Raw genomic sequence first — 21358 nt, 5'->3', positions numbered from 1 at the left:
GCGATGACCGCCGCATTTCCGGAGATCCTCGCGCTCGGCGAGGCGATGATCGAATTCAACCAGTCGCAGCCGGGCCGGCCTGAATTCCTGCAGGGCTTCGGCGGCGACACGTCGAACTTCTGCATCGCCGCGGCGCGCCAGGGCGCGTCGACGGGCTTCGTGTCGGCGATCGGCGACGATCCGTTCGGCCGCCTGCTGGCCGACATGTGGCGCGCGGAGCGCGTCGACACGACGTACGTGCGGATCGACCGTGCGGCGCCGACCGGCGTGTATTTCGTCACGCACGGCGCCGACGGTCACCAGTTCGACTACCTGCGCGCAGGCTCGGCGGCGAGCCGCTATGCGGTGGGCGACCTGCCGCTCGACGCGCTGGCCGCCGCGAAGGCCGTGCACCTGTCGGGCATCAGCCTCGCGATCAGCACGGCTGCGTGCGACGCCGCGTTCGCGGCGACCGACCATGCGCGCCGCCACGGCGCGAAGGTCAGCTTCGACACGAACCTGCGCCTGAAGCTGTGGCCGCTGCCGCGCGCTCGCGCGGTGATGCGCGAGGCACTGCGTCAGACGGACATCTGCCTGCCCAGCTGGGACGACGTGACGGCGCTCACGGGCGCGAACGATCGCGACGCGATCGTCGATGCGATGCTCGAACACGGGCCGCAGGTCGTCGCGCTGAAGCTCGGCAAGGAAGGTGCGTACGTGGCGACGCCGAACGAGCGGCGCGTCGTGCCGGGCTTCACGGTCGAAGCCGTCGATGCGACGGGTGCGGGCGACTGCTTCGGCGGTGCCTTCGTCGCGCGAATCGTCGCGGGCGACGATCCGTTCGCGGCGGCGCGTTATGCGAACGCCGCGGCGGCGCTGTCGACGACGGGCTACGGTGCGGTCGCGCCGATTCCGCACCGCGATGCGGTGGAGCGCCTGATGCAAGGCTGATGCGGCTTGCGCACGCCGGCCACGGCACCGCACGAACGATTCATGCAAGGCGCCGTACGAGTTGCAGCGCATCGGCGGCCGATATGCGCTCGTGGCGATGTGTATCGGCGGCGGGCAGCGCATCGCCGCGATTTTCGAGCGAATCTGAAGCAAGGAGCAACACAAGGTGGGTCGATATTCGCAATGGCAACGGGCGCTTGTCGTCGCGGGCGCGCTGGCGGCGGGCATGGCGATGCCGGGCGTGGTTGCGGCGCAGGCCGTCGCGCCGGGCGTGCAGCAGGATGAACCGGCACTGGCGCGGCCGCTGAAGCCGAATCCCGAGTTCGCCCGCCTGCCGCGCTACGAAGGCACGCTCGGCGACCGGCCGATCGTCGTGCATCTCGGCCCGAAGACGGACGAGGAAGGCGTGCACGGCGAATACCAGTTTGCCGATACGGGCGAGGTCGTGCTGCTCGCGGGCGATCGCGATGGCGACACGCTCGAAATCGAGGAGTCGAACGACGGCACGAACATCACGGGCGTGTGGATCGGCCGTTTCGACGCGACGGGCGACCTGAAGGCCGACCGGATGAATTCGGACGAGTCGGATCCGCAGCCCGTCGTGCTGCGGCTTGCGCCGGGCAAGCGCGCGGCGCTGCAGGTGCGCGACGGCCGCGTGCAGGAAATCGAGACGGTGGGCGGCGTCGTCAACCTGCGCACCGACGACTGAACCCGCGCTGGCTCGGTGCGCGCGGCGCGCATTGTACCGGGCCAGCCGCGCCGATTTTGGCTAATCTAGCGACATATTCCGCAACCGAACGGCCTCGTGCCCGGCTTCCTGTCATGACTGCATCCACTCCCAAGCGCGCGCTGCAAACCCGTATCGTTCAACCCGACGACGTGATCCCGGAAGGCTTCCGTTCGTTCGTGCCGCCGGTCGCGCGCGCGTCGACGGTCGTGTTCCCCGATCTCGCGACGATGCGTGCGCTCGTCTGGCACAACGACAACCAATGGCGCTACGGGCTGCATGCGACGCCGACGTCGCTCGCGCTCGCGCAGCGGCTCGCCGAGATCGAGGGCGGCACCCATGCGCTGCTGCAGCCGTCGGGCCTCGCGGCCATCATGAACGTCTACTTCGGGATCGTGAAAGCCGGCGACGACGTGCTGATTCCGCACAACGTGTACGGGCCGAACGCCGATTTCGGCAACTGGCTCGCGAAGGATTTCGGTATCACCGCGCGCTTCTACGATCCGCTGATCGGTGCCGGCATCGCCGACCTGATCCAGCCGAACACGCGGCTGATCTGGATCGAGGCGCCCGGCTCGGTGACGATGGAAGTGCCCGACGTGCAGGCGATCGCGGCGGCCGCGAAGGCACGCGGCGTCGTGACCGCGATCGACAACACGTTCTCGGCCGGGCTCGCGTTCAAGCCGTTCGAACACGGCGTCGACATCTCGGTGCAGGCGCTGACCAAGTACCAGTCGGGCGGCAGCGACGTGCTGATGGGTGCGACGATCACCGCGAACGCGGAACTGCACGCAAAGCTGAAGCTCGCGCGGATGCGCTGCGGCGTCGGCGTGTCGGTCGACGATTGCTCGCTCGTGCTGCGCAGCCTGCCGAGCATGCAAGTGCGCTTCGACGCACACAGCAAGAGCGCGCTTGCGCTCGCGCAATGGCTGAAGGCGCGGCCGGAGATCGCGGCGGTATTGCATCCGCAGATCGCCGATTGCCCGGGGCACGCATCGTTCGTGCGCGACTTCACCGGCGCGGGCGGGTTGTTCTCGGTGGTGTTCGACGAACGCTACAGCGCGGAGCAGGTCGACCGCTTCGTCGAGTCGCTCGAACTGTTTGCGATCGGCTGGAGCTGGGGCGGCGCGTGCAGTCTTGCGATGCCTTACGACGTCGCGTCGATGCGTCCGGACTGGCCGCATCGCGGCACGCTGGTGCGTTTCTATGTCGGCCTGGAAGACGAAGCCGACCTGCGTGCGGACATCGAGCGCGCGATGCAGGCTGCGCTGGGCTGATCGCTAGCCGATTACGTTCAGCAGAAAAACAAAACGCCGGCGCGATGCAATATCGCGCCGGCGTTTTTCATTGCGGATTCCGCAGGATCAGAACAGCCGCAGCAGCCCGTCGAGGCCCACGTGATCGAACGCGACCGTCGCCGCATCGCGCACGACGGGCTTCGCGTGGTACGCGACCGACAGCCCGGCTTCGGCCATCATCTTCAGGTCGTTCGACCCGTCGCCCATCGCGATCGCACGGCTCGGCTCGAGGCCGAGCGACGCGCATGTCTCGCGCAGCAGGCGTGCCTTCACGTCGGCGTTGACGATCTCGCCGAGCACCTTGCCGGTCAGCTTGCCGTCGACGATCTCGAGCGTGTTCGCATGCGCGTAGTCGAGGCCGAGGCGCGCCTTCAGCCGCTCGGTGAAGAACGTGAAGCCGCCCGACACGAGCAGCGTCTTCATGCCGGCAGCCTTCACGCCGGCAAGCATCGTCTCGGCGCCCGGCGTCAGTTGCAGCCGTTCCTCGTACACGCGTTCGAGCGCGTGCGCGTCGAGCCCGGCCAGCAGTGCGACGCGGCGCGTGAGGCTTTCGTTGAAGTCGCGGATCTCGCCGCGCATCGACGCTTCGGTGATCTCGGCGACCTGCGTTTTCAGTCCGCAGAAATCGGCGATCTCGTCGATGCACTCGATCGTGATCAGCGTCGAATCCATGTCCATCACGGCGAGCCCGAAATCGCCGAGCCTGCGGCCGGCCTCGACGAACGCGAAGTCGAGTGCGTGCGTGCCGCAATACGCGTCGATGTCGAGGCGCTGCGCCGGGCTCGCGTCGTCGATCCGCAGCGCGTGATCGTCGATCCGCACGATGCGGGTGCCGCGCGACAGCGCGAGCAGCGGTTTGTGATGGGCGTCCGACAGCGGCGCAAGACTCTGGATGACGAGGTTGTGGGTCATGACGGGATGGTTGGGAGCGAATGAAATGCGTACGCGGCCACCGGGTGGCCGCCTGCCGATGCGGGCCCCGTCCGGCGTCGGGCCCTTGCGTGGCGAACGCGCCATTGTAGCCGGTCGGCCGCGCGCGGCGGTCAGGGGCGGATCGAAACCGCGCGCGGTGCGGCGGTCATTGCCTGTCCGCGCGATCCCAGTACGGCGGATCGCCGAAATGCTCGGCCAGGAACGCGATGAAAGCGAGCGTTTTCAGCGGGACGTGCGCGCGGCTCGGGTAGACGGCCCAGATCGCGATGTCTTCCGCGAACGGATAGTCGTCGAGCACCGTGACGAGCGCGCCGCTCGCGAGCAGCGGGCCGACGTCCCAGGTCGACTTGATCGCGATCCCGAAGCCGTCGACGAGCGCTTCGCGGATCGCCTCGCCGTTGCTCGCGACGAGCCGGCCGCCGACCCGCACCGTGAGCGGGCCTTGCGGCGTGGCGAACGACCAGTCGCGCTGGTCGCCGAGGATCACGCACTCGTGCTGAGCCAGGTCGGCCGGATGGCGCGGCGTGCCGTGCTCGGCGAGATAGGCGGGCGAGCAGCACAGCACGCGGCGGTTTGCGGCGAGCTTGCGGGCGACGAGCGTCGAATCCTTCAGCGTGCCGAGGCGGATTGCGACGTCGTAGCCGTCGTCGACGAGGTCGACGATCTCGTCCGACAGCCGCAGGTCGAGCGACACGGACGGATAACGGCGCAGGAACGCGGGAATCACCGGCGCGACATGCTGGCGGCCGAATGACGACGACATCGACACCTTCAGCCGCCCATACGGCTCGGTGCGGCCGTGGCCGACCGACGCGCGCGCGGCGTCGGCGGCCGACAGCAGCGTGTCGGCGTGCGCCATGAAGACTTCGCCGTCCTGCGTGAGGCTGATGCGGCGCGTGGTGCGGTGCAGCAGCCGTGCGCCGAGCTGGCGCTCGAGCTGCGCGATGCGCGCGCTCGCGACCGCGGCCGACACGCCGAACTCGCGCCCGGCCGCGGTGACGTTCGCGAGCAGCGCCGCGCGCACGAACAGCGCGACGTCGAGCAGGTCGAGCGGTTTGTCGGGAGCCGGAACCGGATCGGAGGCCATTATTCTGAAAATCCTGAAAATGTTTCAGGAAATATAGCGGTTTTCTCAAATGATCGGGTTGCCTACGATGACGTTCATGGGGCCGCGCCGTGGCCCGGAGGATTTCCTGAAGGAGTTTCGTGATGAAAGCCGTTGGACTGACCCGTTATCTGCCGATCGACGACCCGCAGGCCTTGCTCGACGTGGAGCTGCCGCAGCCCGTGCCGGGCCCGCGCGACCTGCTCGTGAAGGTCGAGGCGATTTCCGTGAACCCGGTGGACACCAAGGTGCGCGCGCCGAAGGCGCAGGTCGAGGACACCCCGCGCGTACTCGGCTGGGATGCGGCCGGCACGGTGGTCGCGGTGGGTGCCGACGTCACGCGGTTCCGGCCGGGCGACGAAGTGTTCTACGCGGGCAGCATCACGCGGCCGGGCGCGAACAGTGAATTCCATACGGTCGACGAGCGGATCGCCGCGCTGAAGCCGCGCACGCTCGATTTCGCCGCGGCGGCCGCGCTGCCGCTCACCGCGCTGACCGCATGGGAAGCGCTGTTCGACCGGCTGCGCGTGTCGCCGCAGGGCGCGGACGCCGGCAAGTCGGTACTGATCATCGGCGGCGCGGGCGGCGTGGGCTCGATCGCGATCCAGCTCGCGAAGACGCTCGGCAAGCTGCATGTGATCGCGACCGCGTCCCGGCCGGCGTCGGCCGACTGGGTGCGCGCACTGGGCGCGGATGCGGTGGTCGACCATTTCGGCGACTTGCCCGCACAGTTGCGCGAGGCCGGGCATCCGAACGTCGACTACGTGCTGATTTTCAACGACACGGATCGTCATTTCCCTGCCGCTGCGGAAGTCATCCGGCCGCAGGGCGGCATTTGCACGATCGTCGAGAACGACAAGCCGGTGCCGGTCGAACTGCTGAAGGCGAAGAGCGCCGCGTTTCACTGGGAATTCATGTTCACGCGTGCAATGTTCGAGACGCCGGACATGATCGAGCAGCACCGGATCCTCGGCGAAGTGGCGCGGCTCGTCGACGGCGGCACGCTGCGCACGACGCTCGGCGAGCAGCTCGGCCCGATCAATGCGGCGAACGTGCGGCGCACGCACCAGCTGCTCGAGGCCGGGCGCGCGATCGGCAAGCTTGTGCTGAGCGGCTTCTGAGCGGGCATCGCATGTAAGGTTGCGGCGCCGCGAACGCAAGCGGGGTAACACCCGATGCGTTTGCGGCGCATTGCCCGCCGCTTGGCGGTAGACTGGCAGCGCATCATGCATCGAAAACCGCGCGGCACGCGCGTGCCGCCGCATACCAAGGAGGTCAGCATGAGCCAACGCAGCTTGTCAGTCGCCGCATCGTGGTCGGTCGTGCTCGCGGCGGCGTGCGTCAGCGCGAGCGTATTCGCGGCGCCGCCGGTCAAGGGCAGCCTGAAGGGCGGCGGTACCGGACAGCTCGAATACACCGTCAAGGTCGACTCGAAGACCTTCGGCAATACGCAGGAGACCCGCAAGATCCGCTCGGGCGAGACGGACGACTTCAACTGGAAGTCGGTGCCGCCGAGCGGGGCGGTCGCGATGCCGGACGGGTGCCCGAACGCCGACAGCCTGCCGCGCGACGAGAACGGCGCGATGGTGCGCCAGACCCAGGTGCGGCTCGCGCCGTCGATCGACGCGAAGGGGATCGCCAACGTGCAGATGAGCTTCCAGGCGGCCGCGCCGAAGGGCACGCGCAACGTTACGGTCGGCGGCAAGTCGCTGCAGTGTCCGGACGTCGTGTCGGTGAGCCAGGTGAAGTGGGTGTCGATCCCGACCAACGGCGGATCGAAGTCCGTCGCGATGAGCGATGGCACGAAGGTGACGGTGTCGATCAAGCGCTGAGCGGTGCGCGCGGGCCGGTGCCGGAGCCGGTGCGCGCACAACGGATTCGACTCGCAGCGGCCCGTCTGCCCCGCGCACGTGACCGTTTCGTGTCGCCGTCACGGTGCTTTCCCGCGACCTGCTTCACGGTAGCATGCTGCCTCAGCGGCATGGCAGCCGTTCGACGTACGACAGCATCGCGTGGCGACCTGCGTGACGTCATGCGACTGTCACGCTATGCTCGCCCGCATCATCACCTTCCTGTCACGACATCCCGATGAAATACCGAATGCGCGCGTTGCTGTGTGCCATTGCGTTCGTCGCCGCGCACGCGCACGCGGCCGACGATTGTGGTTTTGTGAAAAAGGTCGAGTTGCCGTTGCGGCAGCAGGTGGCCGTCGTGTCGAGCGGCGCGCTCGAGCCGTGCTCGACCGGCAGTTACGCGGTGCGCGTGTATTCGACCGCGCATGCGGCTCCGGGCTTCGATACCGACGATTACGTGACGGGCGCGCTGCATGCGCGTGACGGTACGGTCACCGATGCGTTCACGGCCGACCTCGGTGCACGTGCGCCGCAGGCGCTCGTCGTGACGACGCGCTCGGCCGGCAGCGGCGGCTATGTCGGTGCGCAGGCCTATGTGACGACGCCGCGCGCGGTGCGGCTCGTTGCGTCGGTCGACGGGCTCGCGCCGGACGCGGACATCGCGGCCGCGTTGCGGCAGGCGCTCGGCAAGCGCCGCGGCGTGCGCTGACCGGCGAACCGCGCGAACGCATCGCGCGGTGATGCCGCGTGTCAGTGCGCGCGTTCTTCGAGCCGCGCGGCGAGAAAGCGGTGATCGGCCGAGAACAGCCGGCGATAGGTCATCAGCACCGCACCGACGGTGCCGAGCGCGGAGGCCGCGGCAATCAGGAACATGATCACGATCTGGTAGCGCACGGCCTGCAGCGGCGACTGGCCGGCCAGCACCTGGCCCGTCATCATCCCCGGCAGGCTCACGACGCCGACGACGGCCATCTGGTTCAGCGTCGGCAGCATGCCCGCCCGCACGGCCTGGCGCGCAGCGTCCTGGGCCGCTTCCCAGCGCGTCGCGCCGAGCGCGAGTGCGGTTTCGACACGGTCGCGGCGCGCGGTGAGCTCTTCCATCATCCGTTCGACGCCGAGCGACACGCCCGTGAGCGTATTGCCGAGAATCATCCCGAGGATCGGAATCGCGTATTGCGGTGCGTACCACGGATGGATGCGGATCACGACGAATAGGCCGACCGCCGCGACGAACCAACTGCTGAACCAGATCGACGCGATGCTGTCGATGCGCTGGCCGCGATATGTGCGCTTGCCGCGCCCCGCGCCGGCGAACCCGGCGATCAGCGTCATCAGTGCGGTGAGCGGCAGTACGACATACCAGTGCGGATGGCCGAACACCCAGCCGAGCACGTAGCCGATCGCGAGCAACTGCACGACGGTGCGCACGGCCGCGAGCCCAAGCTTGCGGCCGAGGCCGAGCGACAGCGCCGTCGAGATCGCGCCGTTGACCGCGACCAGCGCGGCGGCGATGCCGACGTCGACGAGGCTCAGGTCCTGCAGGACGGGACTCATTGCGTTGCCTCCGTCGGGTTGGCCACGTGCATCACGCCGGCCTGCATCACGAGCCGTATCGTGCCGATCCGGGCGGCCTGGGCCGGATCGTGCGAGATCCACATGTACGCGCGGGCGTCGGGCGCCGCGTCGAACCATGCGCCGACGAGCGCCTCGATCGCGCGCGCCGATTCGGGGTCGAGTGCGGACGTCGGCTCGTCGAGCAGCAGCACGTCGGGATCGAGTTGCAGCACGCGCAGCAGCGCGGCGATCTGCGCTTCGCCGCCCGACAGGTCGCTCGCGCGCTTGTCGAGAAAGTCGGGGCCGCGGCCGGCCTGCGCGGCGAGCGCTTCGGCGCGCGCACGATCGAACCCAACGTCGCGATAGATCGCGAGCGAATACGGATAGCGCAGCTGCGATTCGACGGTGCCGTCCATCTGCGCGGGGCGCTGGCGTACATAGGCGACGCTGCGCCGGTAGCGCGGGATCGCGCTGCGCCGGATCCCGTGGCCGCGCCACAGGATGTGGCCGCCGTCGAGCGGATCGAGCAGCGCGAGTGCGCGCAGCAGCACGCTCTTGCCCGACCCGGACGGCCCGGTGATAGCAATTCGCGATCCCGCCGCGAGGCTGAAATCGGTCGGGGCGAGCAGGGTCTTGCCGCTGCTGGCGTCGCGCCGCGTGATGCGCTGTGCATCGATGAGGCCGGTGGGGGCTGTCATGTCACAAATGAAAAAAAGCGTTAATGGCGCCGAAACGTCACCAGGGCGTGCGTCATAATACCGATTGAAAAGCCGCGGGTGTCGTGCGCCGTTCGTCCACGCAAGCGGCCCGGCATGGTGCGGCAACATTTCAGAACAACAACGGAACCGCCATGACGCTAACCCGAGCCATCGGCAAATCGGCTGCATGGATCGTCGGTATCGTCGCGGTGCTCATCGCGGCGGCCGGCGTCTTTCTCTTCGCCTTCGACTGGAATCGCGCGAAGCCGTGGGTCAACGAACAGGTCACAGCCGCACTCGGCCGCCCGTTCGCGATCAACGGCGACCTCAAGGTCGGCTGGCGCCGCCCCGACGGCGAAACCGGCTGGCGCGCATGGGTGCCCTGGCCGAGCTTTTCGGCCACGGACCTCGAGATCGGCAACCCCGACTGGGCGAAGATGCCCAAGTTCGTCACGCTCGATGCCGCGCACTTCGATCTCGCGATCCTGCCGCTGCTCGCGCATGAAATCGTGATCCCGTCGATCGACGTCGTGAATCCGGCCGTCGACCTCGAGCGGCTCGCGGATGGCCGCAACACGTGGACCTTCCAGTTCAAGCAATCGTCGCAGCCGTCGCCGTGGAAGGTGCGGCTCGACAGCTTCGGCTTCGCGAAGGGCGCCGTCACGTATCGCGACGCGATCACCAAGGCCGACCTGACCGTCGCGATCGATACGCTCGGGCAGCCGATTCCGCTCGGCGACGTGCTGAAGGAACAGGAGCAGACGTCGCGCGCGGCATCGGCGCAGCGTGTCGGCAAGCACGGCGCCGCGCAGCTGAGCGCGAAGGCCAACGCGGAGGCCGCGTCGAGCGCTTCCGCCGCGCAGGCTGCGAGTGGCGCGTCGGCGGCGGGTGCGTCCGCTGCGTCTGCCGTGGCTTTGTCCTCGTCCGCGTCGTCCACCTCTTCGAAATCGGCCGCTGGCGCCGCGTCTGGCGCCAGCGGCGCGAGCAGCGTCGCGGCGCCCGCGAAGCCGTCCGGCCCGACCTATGCGTTCGGGCTGACGGTCGACGGCCGCTACAAGAACGTGCCGATCAGCGGTACCGGCAAGCTCGGCGGCGTGCTCGCGATCCAGGACGCGTCGCGGCCGTTCCCGCTGCAGGCCGACGTGAAGGCCGGCGACACGCGGCTCGCGATCGTCGGCACGCTGACCGATCCGATGCATCTCGCGGCCATCGACCTGCGGCTGTGGCTGCAGGGCACGTCGATGTCGCATCTCTACCAGCTCAGCGGCATCACGCTGCCCGATACGCCGCCTTACGCGACCGAAGGGCGGCTGATCGGCAACTTCAAACGGAAGGCCAGCACGTTCCGCTACGAGAATTTCAACGGCCGCGTCGGCGGCAGCGATCTCGGCGGCACGCTTGCGTACGAGCAGCGTGAGCCGCGGCCGAAGCTGTCGGGCGAGCTCGTGTCGAATCTGCTGCAGTTCTCCGATCTCGCCCCGGTGATCGGTGCGGATACGGCCGCGAGCAAGGCCAAGCGCGGCGACACGACCCAACAGCCGTCGAGCCGCGTGCTGCCGGTCGAGACGTTCCGGACCGACCGCTGGCGCGCACTCGACGCGGACGTCAAGTTCACGGGCCGCAAGCTGGTCAAGAGTTCGGACCTGCCGATCACCAACCTGTACACGCACATCGTGATGACGGACGGCGTGCTGTCGCTCGAGCCGCTGCAGTTCGGCGTCGCGGGCGGCACGCTCGCGACGACCGCGCATCTCGACGGCAGCGGCACGCCGCTGAAAGGCCGCTTCACGGTGGCCGCGCGGCACCTGAAGCTCAAGCAGCTGTTCCCCGCGCAGAAGGTCATGCAGTCGGCGCTCGGCGAGATCAACGGCGATGCGTCGCTGTCGGCGACCGGCAACTCGCCGGCTGCGCTGGCCGCGACGTCGAACGGTGAAGTGAAGGCGCTCGTGACGGACGGCCGCATCAGCCGTCTGCTGATGGAAGCGGCGGGGCTGAACGTCGCGAACGTCGTCTACGAGAAGCTGTTCGGCAACAACGACGTGAAGATCAACTGCGCGGCGGTCGACTTCGTCGCGACCAACGGGATCCTCGACCCGAAGGTGTTCGCGTTCGATACCGACGATGCGCTGATCAACGTCGACGGCCCGATCAGCCTGCGCGACGAAACGCTGAACCTGAAGATCCATCCGCACACGAAGGGCTTCCGGATCTTCTCGCTGCGCTCGCCGCTGTATGCAAAGGGTACGTTCAAGAACCCGGACGTCGGCGTCGATGCGGGCGCGCTCGCGCTGCGGGCCGGCGCGATGGTCGGGCTCGGGCTGATCAACCCGTTCGCCGCGCTGATCCCGCTGATCGCGCCGAGCAACAACAAGGACGTGCCGTGCTCGGAGCTGTTCGGGCAGATGAACGCGAAAGCGGCGCAGCGGGCGGCGGCGAAGGCCGGCAAGTAAGGAGGGGGCAGTGCGGCGACTGGCGGGGCGCTCAGGCGTGGCCGGTTGCCCCGCACAGCGGGTGAATCGGCGGGGCCGGAACGGGTGCGGTCGGCAGTTTCTCCGACACCTGCTAAAATACACGGTTTTCCGTCGATTTCTCTCTTAACGGGACCTGCCGTGCTTTCTACTGCCAACATCACGATGCAATTCGGGCCGAAGCCCTTGTTCGAGAATATCTCGGTCAAATTCGGCGAGGGCAACCGCTATGGTCTGATCGGCGCGAACGGCTGCGGCAAGTCGACGTTCATGAAGATCCTCGGCGGCGACCTCGAGTCGAGCGGCGGCAACGTCGCGCTGGAGCCGAACGTGCGTCTCGGCAAGCTGCGCCAGGATCAGTTTGCGTACGAAGACGTGCGCGTGCTCGACGTCGTGATGATGGGCCACACCGAGATGTGGGCCGCGATGACCGAGCGTGACGCGATCTACGCGAACCCGGAAGCCACCGACGACGACTACATGCACGCCGCCGAGCTCGAAGGCAAGTTCGCCGAATACGGCGGCTACGACGCCGAGGCGCGCGCGGGCGCGCTGCTGCTCGGCATCGGCATCGAGGAGAAGTTCCACACCGGCACGATGGCCGACGTCGCGCCGGGCTGGAAGCTGCGCGTGCTGCTCGCGCAGGCGCTGTTCTCGAAGCCGGACGTGCTGCTGCTCGACGAACCGACCAACAACCTCGACATCAACTCGATCCGTTGGCTCGAGCACACGCTCAACGAGTACAACTCGACGATGATCATCATCTCGCACGATCGTCACTTCCTGAACGCGGTGTGTACGCACATGGCCGACATGGACTTCGGCACGCTGAAAGTCTGGCCGGGCAACTACGACGACTACATGCTCGCATCGGCACAGGCGCGCGAGCGTCAGGCCGCGGCGAACACGCGTGCGAAGGAGCGCGTGGCCGAACTGCAGGACTTCGTGCGCCGCTTCTCGGCGAACAAGTCGAAGGCCCGCCAGGCGACCAGCCGCGCGAAGCAGATCGACAAGATCAAGATCGAGGAATTCAAGCCGTCGTCGCGCCAGAACCCGTTCATCCGCTTCGAGTTCGAGAAGAAGCTGCACAACGTCGCGGTGGTGGCGGAAGACATCACGAAGAAGTACGAGCGCACGATCTTCCAGAACTTCAACCTGTCGGTGCAGCCGGGTGAGCGCATCGCGATCATCGGCGAGAACGGCGCGGGCAAGACGACGCTGCTGCGTTCGCTGCTCGGCGCGCTCGCGCTCGAGCACGGCACGGTGAAGTGGTCCGAGAACGCGAATGTCGGCTACATGCCGCAGGACACGTACGAGGAGTTCCCGAACGACATCACGCTGATGGACTGGATCGACCAGTACCGCAAGGACGGCGACGACGAAACGATGGTGCGCGGCACGCTGGGCCGCCTGCTGTTCTCGTCGGACGACATCAGGAAGTCGGTGAAGGTGCTGTCGGGCGGCGAGAAGGGTCGCATGATCTGGGGCAAGCTGATGCTCGGCCGCCACAACGTGCTGCTGATGGACGAGCCGACCAACCACATGGACATGGAATCGATCGAGTCGCTGCAGATCGCGCTCGAGCAGTTCGAAGGCACGCTGATTTTCGTGTCGCACGACCGCGAGTTCGTGAGCGGGCTGGCGAACCGGATCATCGAAGTGCGTACGGATGGCACGCTGTTCGACTTCGGTGGCAATTACGAGGAATTCCTGACGAGTCAGGGGCAGGAGTAATTGTCCTGACGCTTCCGCTCATGCGTCACGGCCAGGCAGTAGGACGAAGCCGGGCCGCATAGAGCGAAGCTGCCAGAAACGCATTGGGCCCGCATCGACAACATTGTCGATGCGGGCTTTTTCATTGCCGCACCGGTGAGACCCGGCGGCGTTGTGAATTCCCGTTTCCTTCCGTCAATCGACTTCGGGTAAATTACGCTCCGAATACCACCCTTAATTCCGACCCGGAGCCGCCCCCTCGATGCAGGACCATCCTTTCCCGCTCGACCTGTCCGGCCTTGCGCCAAGCCTGTACGCGCAGGGCACCGAGGAAGGCATCCTGTCGCGCCTGATGGAGCGGATCGCGCCGACCAACCGCTTCTGCGTCGATATCGGCGCAAGCGACGGCCTGCGCAACAGCAACACGGCGCGGTTGCTGCGCGAGCAGGATTGGTCCGGCGTGCTGGTGGAAGGCAGTGCGTACCGCTTCGGCAAGCTGGCCGCCCACTACGCGGGCGCGGATCGCGTTTGCTTGCACCACGACCGCGTTCAGCCCGACACGATCGACACGTTGCTCGCCGACGCGAACACGCCAACTGACTTCGACCTGTTGTCGATCGACATCGACGGCAACGACTACTGGGTCTGGCGCGGCCTGCAAGCATTCCAGCCGCGCATCGTCGTAATCGAATACAACCCGTACTACACGCCGCCCGAGCGTTGGGTCATGTGCTTCAACCCGGACCACGAATGGGACGGCTCGACCTATTACGGCGCGAGTCTCGAATCGCTCGTGTATCTCGGCAGGCAGAAGGGCTATGAACTCGTCTGCTGCGACGACATGGGCAACAACGCGTTCTTCGTGCGGCAGGACCTGTATCCGCTGCTCGGTATCGCAAACAACGCGCCTTCGGTGCTGTTTCGCCCGGCGATGTACAAGGTGCGCTACGTCGGTCACAACACGTTCCTGAGCGGCCATCCGTATCGATACGGGCCGGCCGAGCATATCTGAATGGACTCGCTCGCCGCGACCTTTGACGAGATCGTGAAAGCCTACGCGCTCGGTCATAGCGGGCCGCCGCGCCAGGTCGCCGAACGTGTGTGGCATCTGCCGACCGATGACGGCGGCGTAGCGGTCAAGTTCTACGCGTCAGGACATCATGCGCGTGCGGCCAAGGAAGCCGCCGTGCTCGCGCACCTCGAGACGCACAGAGACTCACGATTCCATGTGCAGGCGTTGAAACGCACGGCAGGCGGCGCACCGCTGTGGACGGGGTCGCACTCCCACGCGATGCTGACCCGCTGGGAAACCGGGCAGTTCAGAACCTACGATACGTTTTCGCCGGCCGAATGGGATGCGCTCGGCGCGAGTCTGGGCGCGTTGCACACGAGCCTCGAACAGCTTCATCTGCCGGAGCTCGACACGATCCGCGCACGGCTGACCGCGATCGACGCGGATGCGGTGCGCCGCAGCCTGCTCGACGCGCTGGATCGCTCACGTTCGGGCGACGCCTCAGAGAACCTGCGCCGCTACGTCGATCTCGCGCTGCGCCTGCTCGACCGCTACTATCCGGGCAGCATCGACGCGTTTCCCGCCGACGATCCGCAGCACCCGATCCACAACGACTACAACCAGTTCAACTATCTGTTCACCGGCACGTTGCCGCCGCTCATTCTCGACTGGGAAGCGTCGATCGGCGCGCCGCGCGAATACGAACTGGTGCGTTGCCTGAACCATCTGCCGCTGGAGGCGCCGCACCTGGCGGAAGCGTTCGTGCTCGCATATCGGCGGACCCGGCCGGTCGATCCCGCGCGCATTGCATGGGCGGTCGACGCCGCATGTCTGCAGCACGCACTCAAGCTCTGGATCGTGCAAGGCTGGCTCGACGATCCGTCGCGCTTTGCATCGCATCTGAGCGGCGCGGTGACGATGGCGTTCGCGATGGTGGATGCGCGCGACCGTCTCGTCGATTTCTTTTCCCGATGCATGGAAGCAGGACGCTGAAGTGAATGCGAATCTGAACCGGATGTCGAATCCGACGCCGCCGACCGAGCGGCAGCATGTGTTTCCGCCGCCGCTGGATCGCGATTACCGCGTCGAAGACGGGCGCGTGCTGACGCGCTCGCTGGAAGCGCACATCGTCGATCACTGCAACCTGACCTGCGCGGAATGCTGCTCGCTGTCGCCGCTGCTGCCCGAGTGGTACGCGAACCCCGCATCGCTCGAGGCCGATCTGCGCCGCGCCGCGAAGGTGCTGCGCCCGCGCATGTTCAAGCTGGTCGGCGGCGAGCCGCTGCTGCATCCGGCACTTGTCGAACTCGTCGAGCGCGTGCGCGCCACGGGTATCGCGCCCGTGATCTCCGTCACGACGAACGGCCTGAAACTGGGCGAGATGACGGATGCGTTCTGGCAGGCGGTGGATGCGCTGACGATCTCGCGCTATCCGAAGCCGTCGCTGTCGCCCGAGCTGGTCGCGCACATCGAGCATCAGGCCGCGCGCTTCGACGTGCGTCTGAACTGGAAGGTGCAGGATGTGTTCACGACGATGAACCGCGCGCAACCCGGCACCGATCGCGACGAAGCACGGCGCCTCTATCAGGATTGCTGGATCCGCGAGCGCTGCCATATGATTCGCGACGGCATGTTCTACACGTGCACGCGTCCGGCGCATTTCCATACGCTCTACAAGGGCGAGAAGGATTTTCAATCCGACGGCCTGCCGCTGCGCGACGACGCGGACATGCTCGACGCGATGCTCGCCTATCTGCACCGCGACGCGCCGCTCGAGGCATGCCTGCATTGCCAGGGCGGCAGTGCGCCGGTGGCGCCGCATCGCATCCTCAAACGCATTGAAGTGGACTCCTTGAAGGCACGTTATCCATGATCGTCGGCACGCGCGACCTGTTCGGCTTCGACCGGCTTCACTATCATCCGCGCAGCGGTACGACGGCGTCCGGCATCCGGGCCGTCCTGCGTGCAGCCGGGCAACCGGCCGGCGAGCCGGACGCGGCGGCCATTGCGGGCTATCTGAGCGGCGAGCGTCTGATCGGCCGCACCGTGCTGCGCGACGTGCGCGCGGTGCCGCCCAGCCATGCGCTGATCCGTTCGCCGCAAGGGCTGACCGTGCAGCCGGCCCCCGAGCAGCCGCAGCACGCGGATCTGGAAACTGTGCTGCGCGCGTCGCTGCAGCGCGCGCTCGACAGCGGCAAGCGCGTTGCGCTGGCGTTGAGCGGCGGGCTCGATTCGGCGCTGCTGCTCGCATTGCTGCGCGAACTCGGCGCGCAGCGGCACGTGACGTCCTACATCCTCGTGACCGACATGCCGGACTATTGCGAGCGCGACGCCGCACTCGAACTGGCCGGGCAGATGCAGGCGAACGTGAAGATCGTGCGCGCGAACGAGGCCGATTTCGTCGCGGCGCTGCCGAGAACGACGCATGCGGTCGAGGAGCCGATGTTCAACCTGCATCCGGTCGCGAAGCTGCTGCTCGCCGACGCGATGGCCGCGGACGGCGTCGAGGTGGCCATCACCGGCGACGGCGCGGACCAGGTGCTGCGCCGCGACCAGTCGGCCAACTATCTGCCGCTGTGCCATGCGTTGTTCGATGCGGCGTCGGTCGAGCTGCATCCGCCGTTCGTCGACGATGCCGTCGTCGCGCATCTGACGAGCATCGCGCCCGATCCGGACAAGCAATGCCTGCGCGACCTCGGTGCGCGCCTGAACCTGCCGGACCGGCTCGTGCACGGCCCCAAGCGCGGACGGCTCGCCCCGGCAATGGACCTCGCGGCGCTGCTCGATCGCGACCGCACGCACGCGCTGGCCGACACGCTCGGTCTGGCCGCCCCCACGCTGCAGACGGACAACGAACGCGTGCTGTGGACGACGCTGTCGCTGATCCTCGATCATTTCGACGCCCTCGATGCCGCGCATCGCCCAACCTGAGCCGCTCATGAAACGCATCCTGTTCTGCGTGGTGCCCGAGAAAGGGCACGTCAATCCGTGTATCGGCCCGGCCCAGCATCTGCGCGATGCCGGCTGCGACGTCGCGTTCTATGCGCCGGCCGACATCAGCGCACAGCTCGATGGCGCTGGCGGTTTCACATTTGTAGGGCCGCGCGAGACGCCCGAGCGCCACGACCTGTCGCGCGGCGCGAGCTTCGCTGCGAACATTCGCGACGCGGACTGGCTGCGGCGCTGGATTCGCACGCTGCTGATCGATCTCGCGCCCGCGCAGGTGGACGGCATCCGCGCGGTGCTACGCGACTGGCAGCCCGACGTGGTCGTGATCGATCCGCTGCTCTATGCGGCAGCGATCGCGGCGGAACTGGAAGGGCTGCCGTGGGTTTCGATGTCGAATTCGCTGAATCCGGTGCTGCCGGACGATCTCGATTCGGAACTGCTGCGTACGGTGCGATGGCTCGCGCCGGAACGCACGCGCCTGTTCGCGCGCTACGGGCTCGATGCGCGTTTTCGCGGTTGCGACATTCTCTCTCCGCACCTGACGCTCGCGTTCACGACCGATGCGTTGGTCGGCGCACCGCCGCACGGTGTCGAGCTGGTCGGTCCGGCACTGCCGTCCGGCCCGCGCGGCGACGAGACGCCGTTTCCGTGGGAGCGCCTCGATGCCGATCGGCCGCTCGTCTACATGTCGCTCGGCAGCCAGCTTTACTACCATCCCGACGTGTTTGCGAAGGTCATCGAGGCGGTGCGCGCGACGTCGGCGCAACTGGTGTTGTCGGTGGGCGAACTGGTCGATTCGGATCTGCTGCCGGCCGACGACGAACGCGTGGTCGCGGTGCGCTACGTGCCGCAACTGGCGCTGTTGCAGCGCACGCACGCGTTCGTCAGCCACGGCGGCGCGAATTCGGTGATGGAGTCGCTTGCGTGCGGTGTGCCGATGCTGCTGTCGCCGTTCTGCAATGACCAGTTCCATTCGGCGCACTTCGTGGAGCGGGCCGGCGCGGGGTGCGTGCTGGATCTGCAGCAGGCCGGCGTGGCGGACATCGCCGATGCGCTCGAACGCCTGTTGCGGCCCGGGGCGTTGCGCGAGCAGGCGGCGCGGATCCGCGCGAGCTATGCGCGCGACGGTTCGGCCGAGGCAGCGCGCCTGATCAGCGCACTCGCTTCAGGAAACCGCCTGGCGACAGCGTCATGAGTACGCGGTCCTCGATGTCGTAGTCGACCTCGAACCGGTCGTCGCGGGCGAGGAATTCATGCGCGGCGGTGGCCGGGTTGTTGCCTTTCCCGTACGGTTTGCCGTCGAACATCGACGCGGGCAGGTATTCCATGATGGTATCCATCACGATCGCGTAGCTGCCGGACGTCACGAGCGGCGCATAGCATTCGAGTTCGCGCAGCACGTGCGCGTGGGTATGCGTGAGATCGAGGATCGCCATCACGCGTGCACTGTCACCGATCTGTGCGCGCACCGACGCAAGCGTGTCGGCCGCGCACGATTCGCCTTCGATCAGCGTCATGCGGTGGGCGAGCCGGTGCGATTGCAGGCGCTGCCTGACCTCGTCGCGCAGGCGCGGCTCGATCGCGACGACGCGGCCGTTGTCGCCCACCAGCTCCAGCATCGACGCGGAGAATACGACGCCGCCGCCCGCCGCGATGCCGGTCTGCACGATGCAGTCGGGACGCACACGCCAGATCAGTTCCTGGAGCGCGAGCATGTCGCCGGGCAGGTGGAAGAAGCGCTCGCCGAGCCAGCGCGTCTGGAACAGATGGTCGAATTCGGCGGCGCGCGTCAGCCATTCGATGTTGATGTCCCGCATGCGGGCCGAAGGACGCTCTGACATGGTCAATGCAACGAGTAGGAGTGACGTGAAAACGCTGGAACCGTGGCTTCACCGGTACTGGAACCTCGGGCCGGCGCGCCTGCAGGCGCTGGCGTCGGGCCATACTAACAAAACGTATCTCGTCGAGTGCGATTCGGCGCGCGCGGTGCTGCGCGTGTCGTGGTCCGGCAAGCCGGTCGAGCAGGTGCATCGCGAGGCGGCGATACTTGGCCATCTGCGCACGACGCCGATGCTGCCCGCGCTGCCGTGCCTGCGGCCGACCGTGGATGCACAGTCCGGTGTGCGGCTTCCCGATGGAAGCTGGCTGCATCTGTTCGAGCATATCGACGGCATTCCGGGCCTGCCCGACGAGGGGGACGCGGGCGCGATCGATGCGATGCGTGCGCTCGCGCAGCTGCATGCCGCGCTGGCGGCGATACCCGCGACCGAATCGGCGCCGCTGGCGTGGCTGTCGGCGCGCCACGCACGCGTGGCGGCACGGGCCGCGCCGTCGTTGCCGGGAGACCTGAACGGCCACTACGAGACGATGATCCGGCTGATCGGTGCACATCTCGACACGGCAGCGCGCTGGCTGACGGGGGCGGTGCACTGGCTGCATGGCGATTATCACGCGGGCAACCTGCTGTACGTGGGACACGCGGTGAGCGGTGTGCTCGATTTCGACGATGTCGGGCAGGGCGCGCAATGGCTCGAGGTGGCCTTTGCGCTGTTCGCGCTGTCGCGCGATGCGGGCAGGGACGATCGCTTCGTATTCGACGCGCAGCGCTGGGACGCCGGCCTGCAAGCCTATGCAACGACGCGGCCCGATCCCGCGCCGGACTGGATGCATGACCGCCGCGATGCGCTGATGGCGCTGTTCTGTGCAGACCAGACGCTGATCCACCTCGAAGCCGCGCAGCGCGGTCTGTGGACGCCGGGGCCCGGCATCGGCTTTCTCGGCGGCTGGCGGCAGTTGCTGGATGGCGCGGCTCCCGGACGCTAGCCGCGCTGCCGATTCAGCGCTGCCGATTCAGGAACAGGCGCACCGCTTCGACCGTGTTGGGCCGCGCGTCGCCGTGCCGCGATCCGTCGTGCATGCAGAACAGCACGTCGCGCTGTCGTGCCGTGCTGGCATCGACATGCGCGCACATCGCGTCGAACAGCGCTTGCGGCGACGGCGCCGGCCGCTGCCAGTCGTCCAGTATCGCGGTCCAGCCCGTGTGTTCGCGCTGCAGCCGCGCCAGTACGCCGGCGCGATTGTCGTGCGGGATCAGTCCATAAGGCAGGCGCAGCGGGATCGTGTCCGGCGCAGGAACGCCGGCCCGGCGATAGGCGTCGCGGATCAGCGCGTCTGTCGTCTCGATCTCGTCGATCAGCGCGTCGTCTGCCAGCGCACCGGGCTTCGCGTGCGAACGGGTGTGATTGCCGAGCCGATGGCCTTCGCTCGCCATCCTTGCGGCGACGTCGAGCGCTCCGCCTGTCAGGTGCTTGCCGAGCAGGAAGAAGGTCGCCTTGCACGACGCGTTGCGCAGGACATCGAGCAAGGCAGGCGTTGACGGGCCGGGGCCGTCGTCGAAACTGAGGTGAATGGACATCGCGAGCGGGTGTGCCGTTCAAGGTGTACCGGAAGAACAATAGCGCAAGTCGCGGCGAGCGGCGGCCCGCGCGTTCATCGGTCGACTACTGGATCGGCTCGATGGCCAGCGGACAGGTGCCGACCCGGCGCAACCGTGTGCCGGTCCACTCATAGAAGAGCCGGGCCGCTTTCTTGCTGTCGTAGTCGCAGTCGTCGTTGAAGCAACCCGCGATGATCAGCAGCCTGCTGTCGGCTCGGAAATCGACGCGTTCCTCGTCGTTGCCCATCACGCCCGCGACGGCCTGCACGCCGGGCATCGTGTAGGTCGCGCCCGTGTACTTGTCGACGATCGCGAAATTCCGGCAATCGGTTCCGCAACCCCAGATCGCGACGCGGTAGTGGCCGGCGAAATTCGCCGGTTGCGTGAACTCGTCGCGAATCACGGTGCGGTAGAGTCGGGCTTCCTTGCTGGTCAATCGCGGCGCGTGGGCGGTGGTACGCGGCGCGGGCGCCGTGCGCACCGGATAGCGTTCGAACGACGGTGCCGGGCAGTTGGGGGCCGCCGCCGCGGTGACGGGCACCGGCTGGGCAGCCGCTGCCGCAGCCGAGCCGGCAAGCATGGCCATGGCGCTGGCCGTCAGCAGAAGTCGGGATGCGCGCATCACGCGATCGTCCTTGCAGGGTAGAGGAACAGGTCGCCCCGCGCATGGCGGCCGTGCATT

At 67.5% G+C, this 21358-nt stretch carries 21 protein-coding genes; 14 read left to right on the top strand and 7 right to left on the bottom strand.

Going from position 1 to position 21358, the window contains the following annotated elements; all coding sequences use genetic code 11:
• The first annotated feature begins 3 nt into the window (after window positions 1-3).
• From QZM67_RS16260 to QZM67_RS16245, 3 genes are all read left to right on the top strand, one after another.
• On the top strand, window positions 4-930 hold the full coding sequence (locus tag QZM67_RS16260) for a sugar kinase (protein ID WP_175021130.1): 927 nt from the start codon (window positions 4-6) through the stop codon (window positions 928-930).
• Between the two features lie 166 nt (window positions 931-1096).
• Window positions 1097-1639 (top strand): hypothetical protein, encoded by a 543-nt coding sequence (locus QZM67_RS16250; RefSeq protein WP_175021129.1) that lies wholly within the window; start codon window positions 1097-1099, stop codon window positions 1637-1639.
• Window positions 1640-1752: 113 nt separating this feature from the next.
• Window positions 1753-2934 (top strand): cystathionine beta-lyase, encoded by a 1182-nt coding sequence (locus tag QZM67_RS16245; protein ID WP_089450600.1) that lies wholly within the window; start codon window positions 1753-1755, stop codon window positions 2932-2934.
• Window positions 2935-3021: 87 nt separating this feature from the next.
• Here QZM67_RS16245 and serB read toward each other — a convergent pair whose 3' ends face one another.
• Window positions 3022-3867 (bottom strand): phosphoserine phosphatase SerB, encoded by an 846-nt coding sequence (gene serB, locus QZM67_RS16240; protein WP_301804810.1) that lies wholly within the window; start codon window positions 3865-3867, stop codon window positions 3022-3024.
• Window positions 3868-4033: 166 nt separating this feature from the next.
• Window positions 4034-4975, bottom strand: coding sequence for a LysR family transcriptional regulator (locus QZM67_RS16235; RefSeq protein WP_301804808.1), 942 nt, complete (start codon window positions 4973-4975; stop codon window positions 4034-4036).
• Window positions 4976-5097: 122 nt separating this feature from the next.
• Here QZM67_RS16235 and QZM67_RS16230 point away from each other — a divergent pair, with 122 nt between their 5' ends.
• The 3 genes from QZM67_RS16230 (at window position 5098) to QZM67_RS16220 (ending at window position 7555) form a co-directional block, all read left to right on the top strand.
• Window positions 5098-6114, top strand: a complete 1017-nt coding sequence (locus QZM67_RS16230) for a zinc-binding alcohol dehydrogenase family protein (protein ID WP_301804807.1) — start codon at window positions 5098-5100, stop codon at window positions 6112-6114.
• A gap of 159 nt (window positions 6115-6273) precedes the next feature.
• Complete coding sequence (locus tag QZM67_RS16225) at window positions 6274-6825, top strand: DUF6013 family protein (RefSeq protein ID WP_175021124.1); 552 nt, start codon at window positions 6274-6276, stop codon at window positions 6823-6825.
• Between the two features lie 256 nt (window positions 6826-7081).
• Window positions 7082-7555 carry a PliI family lysozyme inhibitor of I-type lysozyme gene (locus QZM67_RS16220; RefSeq protein WP_301804805.1) on the top strand — a complete coding sequence of 158 codons (474 nt, stop codon included), beginning with the start codon at window positions 7082-7084 and terminating at the stop codon, window positions 7553-7555.
• 41 nt (window positions 7556-7596) lie between these two features.
• Here QZM67_RS16220 and fetB read toward each other — a convergent pair whose 3' ends face one another.
• Both fetB and QZM67_RS16210 read right to left on the bottom strand, forming a co-directional pair.
• Window positions 7597-8400, bottom strand: coding sequence for an iron export ABC transporter permease subunit FetB (gene fetB, locus QZM67_RS16215; protein ID WP_301804803.1), 804 nt, complete (start codon window positions 8398-8400; stop codon window positions 7597-7599).
• On the bottom strand, window positions 8397-9098 hold the full coding sequence (locus QZM67_RS16210; protein WP_205821982.1) for an ATP-binding cassette domain-containing protein: 702 nt from the start codon (window positions 9096-9098) through the stop codon (window positions 8397-8399). The genes fetB and QZM67_RS16210 overlap by 4 nt, the downstream gene beginning before the upstream one ends.
• 152 nt (window positions 9099-9250) lie before the next feature.
• Here QZM67_RS16210 and QZM67_RS16205 point away from each other — a divergent pair, with 152 nt between their 5' ends.
• From QZM67_RS16205 to QZM67_RS16175, 7 genes are all read left to right on the top strand, one after another.
• Window positions 9251-11548, top strand: a complete 2298-nt coding sequence (locus tag QZM67_RS16205; RefSeq protein WP_301804801.1) for an AsmA family protein — start codon at window positions 9251-9253, stop codon at window positions 11546-11548.
• Window positions 11549-11707: 159 nt separating this feature from the next.
• Complete coding sequence (locus tag QZM67_RS16200) at window positions 11708-13300, top strand: ABC-F family ATPase (RefSeq protein ID WP_175021120.1); 1593 nt, start codon at window positions 11708-11710, stop codon at window positions 13298-13300.
• A gap of 241 nt (window positions 13301-13541) precedes the next feature.
• A complete protein-coding gene (locus QZM67_RS16195) occupies window positions 13542-14291 on the top strand; it encodes an FkbM family methyltransferase (protein WP_175021115.1) in 750 nt (249 codons plus the stop codon).
• Entirely contained in the window at window positions 14292-15284 is a 993-nt protein-coding gene (locus tag QZM67_RS16190; RefSeq protein WP_301804798.1) for a phosphotransferase enzyme family protein, read from the top strand.
• Window position 15285: 1 nt separating this feature from the next.
• The gene (locus QZM67_RS16185; protein WP_301804796.1) at window positions 15286-16164 is read left to right on the top strand and encodes a 4Fe-4S cluster-binding domain-containing protein; all 879 of its coding nucleotides are present in this window, start codon (window positions 15286-15288) and stop codon (window positions 16162-16164) included.
• Window positions 16161-17222, top strand: coding sequence for an asparagine synthase-related protein (locus tag QZM67_RS16180; RefSeq protein WP_301804795.1), 1062 nt, complete (start codon window positions 16161-16163; stop codon window positions 17220-17222). Before QZM67_RS16185 ends, QZM67_RS16180 begins: the two co-directional genes overlap by 4 nt.
• A 7-nt stretch (window positions 17223-17229) precedes the next feature.
• Entirely contained in the window at window positions 17230-18435 is a 1206-nt protein-coding gene (locus QZM67_RS16175) for a glycosyltransferase (protein WP_301804792.1), read from the top strand.
• On the opposite strand, the gene QZM67_RS16170 is transcribed toward QZM67_RS16175, so the two are convergent.
• Window positions 18392-19081: a cephalosporin hydroxylase family protein gene (locus tag QZM67_RS16170; RefSeq protein WP_301804791.1), complete on the bottom strand. Its 690-nt coding sequence runs from the start codon at window positions 19079-19081 to the stop codon at window positions 18392-18394. The two genes, QZM67_RS16175 and QZM67_RS16170, sit on opposite strands and share 44 nt — an antisense overlap.
• Window positions 19082-19106: 25 nt before the next feature.
• On the opposite strand from QZM67_RS16170, the gene QZM67_RS16165 reads away from it, so the two are divergent.
• Entirely contained in the window at window positions 19107-20063 is a 957-nt protein-coding gene (locus QZM67_RS16165) for a phosphotransferase (protein WP_301804789.1), read from the top strand.
• Window positions 20064-20076: 13 nt separating this feature from the next.
• Here QZM67_RS16165 and QZM67_RS16160 read toward each other — a convergent pair whose 3' ends face one another.
• Window positions 20077-20655, bottom strand: a complete 579-nt coding sequence (locus tag QZM67_RS16160) for a polysaccharide deacetylase family protein (RefSeq protein WP_301804787.1) — start codon at window positions 20653-20655, stop codon at window positions 20077-20079.
• Between the two features lie 85 nt (window positions 20656-20740).
• Entirely contained in the window at window positions 20741-21301 is a 561-nt protein-coding gene (locus QZM67_RS16155) for a hypothetical protein (protein WP_301804785.1), read from the bottom strand.
• Window positions 21302-21358: the final 57 nt, after the last annotated feature.

This window comes from Burkholderia sp. AU45251 (assembly GCF_030482905.1).
GTDB classification, from domain to species: domain Bacteria; phylum Pseudomonadota; class Gammaproteobacteria; order Burkholderiales; family Burkholderiaceae; genus Burkholderia; species Burkholderia aenigmatica.
The sequence above is the reverse complement of the archived record's forward strand: the minus strand, read 5'-3'. Positions and strand labels throughout refer to the sequence as shown.